At 64.3% G+C, this 4509-nt stretch carries 4 protein-coding genes and 3 pseudogenes; 4 read left to right on the forward strand and 3 right to left on the reverse strand.

Annotated features, from left to right (window positions below; genetic code table 11):
- Positions 1-202 precede the first annotated feature (202 nt).
- A pseudogene (locus tag ACFXN1_RS51245) lies at positions 203-634 on the forward strand (hypothetical protein); the annotation flags it as partial.
- 500 nt (positions 635-1134) lie between these two features.
- On the opposite strand, the pseudogene ACFXN1_RS51250 reads toward ACFXN1_RS51245, so the two are convergent.
- Positions 1135-1390, reverse strand: a pseudogene (locus tag ACFXN1_RS51250) (transposase); the annotation flags it as partial.
- Between the two features lie 88 nt (positions 1391-1478).
- Here ACFXN1_RS51250 and ACFXN1_RS51255 point away from each other — a divergent pair.
- A complete protein-coding gene (locus ACFXN1_RS51255) occupies positions 1479-1760 on the forward strand; it encodes a hypothetical protein (RefSeq protein WP_379446567.1) in 282 nt (93 codons plus the stop codon).
- 19 nt (positions 1761-1779) lie between these two features.
- Here the strand turns inward: ACFXN1_RS51255 and ACFXN1_RS51260 are convergent.
- A pseudogene (locus ACFXN1_RS51260) lies at positions 1780-1953 on the reverse strand (UDP binding domain-containing protein); the annotation flags it as partial.
- A 51-nt stretch (positions 1954-2004) separates the two neighbouring features.
- Here ACFXN1_RS51260 and ACFXN1_RS51265 point away from each other — a divergent pair.
- Both ACFXN1_RS51265 and ACFXN1_RS51270 read left to right on the forward strand, forming a co-directional pair.
- Positions 2005-2784 carry a transposase gene (locus ACFXN1_RS51265; RefSeq protein ID WP_379446563.1) on the forward strand — a complete coding sequence of 260 codons (780 nt, stop codon included), beginning with the start codon at positions 2005-2007 and terminating at the stop codon, positions 2782-2784.
- Positions 2785-3151: 367 nt separating this feature from the next.
- The gene (locus ACFXN1_RS51270; RefSeq protein ID WP_379446564.1) at positions 3152-3826 is read left to right on the forward strand and encodes a hypothetical protein; all 675 of its coding nucleotides are present in this window, start codon (positions 3152-3154) and stop codon (positions 3824-3826) included.
- A gap of 318 nt (positions 3827-4144) precedes the next feature.
- Here the strand turns inward: ACFXN1_RS51270 and ACFXN1_RS51275 are convergent, their stop codons facing one another.
- Positions 4145-4483, reverse strand: coding sequence for a hypothetical protein (locus ACFXN1_RS51275; RefSeq protein ID WP_379446565.1), 339 nt, complete (start codon positions 4481-4483; stop codon positions 4145-4147).
- Between the last annotated feature and the right edge of the window lie 26 nt (positions 4484-4509).

The following is a 4509-nucleotide window of genomic DNA, read 5'->3' on the forward strand; positions in this document are numbered from 1 at the left end:
CCTGGCGGCGGTGCAGTACTTCACCACCATCAACGCGCCGTTCACACCGGCGAAGTAGGTGGGGAAGACCCAACGAGAAGCTCGTTGGGGGACAGGTGGTCTCGCTCGGTCATGCCCGAGCTGCCCCTCGGGCCGGGCGAGACCATTCACCTCGACCAGCCGGTCCATCGCGATGTCGCGGGCCGATCTGGCACCCCTTCCTATCCATGACCGCACCGCGGTGCTGACCCCGCAGTTCGACCGGGCACACGCGGTAAATCGGCCGGTGGCACTGCCCTACGAGGACACCGCACCGTGGAAGACGCCCTATGACCGCGAGCAGGCGACATGGAACCGGCTGACCTCCACCATCGGCACGGGCGCCACGATCGGGGACCCTGGTGGGAGGCCTCGCCGGCGGCGCGGTCGGCTGCGTGCTGGGCGGAATCGCCGGGGCGGCGGTGGCCGCGGCCACGATCGTCGGCATGTTCGGTCCGTTCATTCCCGGTGCCGTGGTGGGATGTCTGGGCGGGATCGTCGCCGTCTGAGCGCTGGGCACGCTGGCCGGGCAGCTGCTGGTGACCGCACTGGTCGGATCGTGGCCGCCGTGCAGTACTTCACCACCATCAACCAGCCGTTCACCCCGGCCAAATAGGCAACACAACCCAAGGAAACCTCGCGGGCGGCTGATGATCGCGCCTGGCCTGTTCTCCGAATCGGGCGAGACTCACATTCCGGGCCGGACCCGTGCGTCGCTGTAGCCTCCCTGCTTCGTCAACGGTGCAGGTCACAGTAAAGGCCGCGATCACGTCGATCCAATACGTCACCGACATCGACTCGCCCGTTCGGCGGGGCAACAGCCCCCTGTCACCCAAGCCCCGGTACATCGCCGTGCCGGAGAAACGGTCTCGCCCGGCCCTGATCTCAGCCGGGCGAGACCACCTCCAACCATGCCGCTGCGCCTCCCGCCGACACCCGTGGGTGAGGATCGGCACGTGATTTTTTGAGTCAGAACCGCGCGTTGTCGCTGTGCCGCAGGAACTGGCCGGCAACTCTTGGATCCGGTCCGGACCACATGGGCGCGGCAGCCGCGCCGGGCTGGAACAAGTAGTGTCGTCGCGCGCCCGGCGAGGCGCGCAGCGACGCCAACGCTCAAATCGGTTCGATCCCGGCCTGGCGGCGGTTCTTGATGTGCCGGTGCAGTACAACGGTTTTCTTGCCGCTAGCGCGGGTGATCGAGGCAGATCCGGCGAAGGGCCTTCAGCCCTCGCGCATCGGCGAAACGGTCGCGGTTATCACCGATCTCCGCGAGCACCCGAGCACCGGACAGCGGGCCGAAGCCCGGGAATCTGGTGAAGATCTTAGCGTCCGGGTTCCGTTCAAGATCGGTGATCGCCGCCTGGGTCAGATCCTAGGCGGCGGCGGACTTCCGAGTTGGCCAGCAAGCCAGCAATACCTTCGTTATCTCGCTGGGTTCTCCGGATACTCTGACCATTTTGTTGACCGCTGCACTGTCGTGTCCCGGCGGTCTCGCGAACGCCACCCTCGCACACCCGAATAAAGCGATTCACTACAAAATGGTCACCACACCGACCTCGACGGTGGTTGAGACCGATGCCGGTTCGCTGGTCGATGACCATGGCGTGTTCAAGATCTACGCCGCGGATGGCACCGTCCTGGCCGGCGCCGAACTCTCCTTCCGCGTGGATGATTTCGTGTTCTCCATCGGTGCCGAGATCCACGACCGCACCGCAACGCTGCGGCGCAGGACGTATGTGTGATGCCATCGACAGGTGGAGCTGCGGCCAACGGGTCGTGTCCTGTGACGATAGCCCCTGCTGTTTGCAGGGTGCGGGCGACAAGGAAAGCTGAGCCGCGGATGTCGCTGGTGCCGGACTTGAACGCCAGTCCGAGCAGCGCAATGCGTTGCCCGAGTAGTCCGTTGGGAACGGGTGGAGACCTATACGTCGGCACAAAGTCGATGAGAGGCGTCCTAAGGGATGTCCCGTGAGTCGTTGAGCGGCAATGGGTATCGTCTCACGGGTGGTGATCTCGGTGTCCGACCCGGTGATGGTGGAGTTGTTCTCCGGGCTGCGGCCACGCACGTTCGCTCGCCTGATCACCGGGTTGCGGCGCGTGGGCGTCGATCGGCCGTTACGAGGCCGGCCCTGGGGGTTGTGTTTCGAAGACCGGGTGCTGTTGGTGGCCACTTACTGGCGGACGAATTTGACGATGCGGCAGCTCGCGGCAGTGTTCGGGGTGTCGAAGTCGGCCGCGGCCCGGGTGATCGAGGATCTGGGACCGGCGTTGGCGCTGCGGCCGCGCGCCAGGTTTCCGTGTGGTGCGGTGTTGATCGTGGACGGCACCCTGGTTCCGACTCGTGATCACAAGGTCGCAGCGCCGAGTAAGAACTACCGGTACTCAACAAACCACCAGGTCGTGATCGACGCCGACACCGAACTCGTCGTCGCGCTCGGAAAACCGCTGCCGGGCAACCGCAACGACTGCCGCGCCTGGACCGAGTCCGGTGCCGCCCACCTCTGCCGCAACGCGATGGTGATCGCTGACGGCGGCTACCAGGGCACCGGTCTGATCATCCCGCACCGCCGGGTACCCGGTGTCGAGCTGCCGGAATGGAAACAGGCCCACAACAAGTCCCACCGCAAGGTCCGTGCACGCGTCGAACACGCCTTCGCCCGGATGAAGACCTGGAAGATTCTGCGCGACTGCCGTCTACGCGGTGACTGGGTGGGTGTCGCGATGGCAGGAGTGGCGACTCTGGCCAACCTCGCCCACGCCCACTGATTCCTGATCGATGGACCGGCCACTATCACCAACCCAGACTTACGGGACATCCCTTAGGCCGCGGACCTGTGGTACGTACTAGGACTCGCCGAATCTCGGTATGCTCGGACGTTGAAGCCCCGTACGATTCGACGGCCATCCTCAAGTGGACCGGATATCGCCGGGGTTTCGCCATGAGAGCCCTCGGCCCCGGTAAGCGCCGAGAACTAGCCATTATCGGCGGCCAGCCGCAAAACCGCAGCTCAGCACCCAGCAGGTGGTGAGCACGGATGTTCGAGTCCAGTACGATTCGTGACGTGTCAGGCGAGGCCATGCAGCCTCTGTATTGACGTTGTCCACCGCGAGCCGCCGAACTCGGTCGGCTCGGGTGGACAAGCCTGCAAGCATTGCGTCATCGATATATGAATCCCGTCTCTTCCATGGCCGAGCGGCGGCAGATGATGCTTCGGGCGCAGTTCCCACGGCATCACGAAAACGGGTGTCGTGGTTGCTACTTCTCATCGGATCCGCCGCCGTTGTCGTTCGCCGCGCTCGCGGACTGCGACCGGCGAAACCCCGTTGGGGCCATCCGGCTGCCGAGTTTGCGGGTCCGGCGCTCTGGCCGGCTGCCGTCGGCGAGCAGTTCGCGCAGTCGTGCGGTCAGGAAGCAGCGGATACCGAATCAATCACCCTGAGCGGGCGATCACGACGCCAAGCCCTGGAAGGGGTTCGGCGCCGGGTACTCGACGGGTATCTTCCACCGCATCTGCGCGCGGATCGCACCACCGGAACAGCACGTGTCGAGGCCAGAAGCGTTGGTCGCGACGGCGTCTGGCTGACCGGTCACGCCGGTATCGGCGTCGTACTGACAACAGACCACGAGGTCGCTGCAGTGGCGCGCTCGGCCCGATCAACCCAACACAGCTATCTCGCGGACGCAGCCCAGTTCGGAGGTGATGCCACCACCGAGGGCGGAACCGAGATGACGGTCTTCGAAAACAACGTCCTCGTCGCAAGTGGTGTCGACAACGGTGGCGGGCGCGGTCTAGCAGTGGTGAACTAAAATTCCATGGCGCCGATGGATTCGGCATTGGTGACCTGATCGAATTGGTGTGGGTTATGCGACCAGGCAGTACTTACACACTTAATGTTGGAGCCTGGATATACACCGAACACCACGATGGCCTCCTTAATGACAGTATCGCGGCGGCGACGATCGATGCGACGTTCATCTTCATAGGCCTAACCCGTTAGCCATTATTCGGCCGTTGTCAGCCACCGGACAACACGAGGAATCTCCGAAGAGGCGATCGCGACCGTGACCGACCGCGAAGCCGTCGCTTCGAGACGGCGGCAGTGGATGCCGACGGCCGCCCCGTAGTCAGGATGCCTTGCGATCGTGTTCGTGATTGGCGATGACAGCGAGGAGTTCCCGCACCCATGCAGGCCGCTGTTCACCGGTTCCGGCCTCGGCCAGATCGCGTTCGATCAGGGATCGGATGTAGGCCGACCGCGACAGGCCGAGCGTCTCGGCGCGCGCTTTGCATGCCTGGTCGAGGTCGTAAGGCATTTTGATCGAGCGCGGCACGATCAGGGATTCTGCTTCTGGGCCGACGGTGATCCCGAGGTCGGCTTCGGTCACCTCTTCGTCGGTGAACTCCAAGCGGTCCACCATCGCGGCCACCTCGTCGGGGGTCATGTCATCGAATGGGTCAGTCATCATTGTCGGTCGCCTCCCATTTCTCG

Source organism: Nocardia sp. NPDC059154, from assembly GCF_042755705.1.
Lineage (GTDB): Bacteria > Actinomycetota > Actinomycetes > Mycobacteriales > Mycobacteriaceae > Nocardia.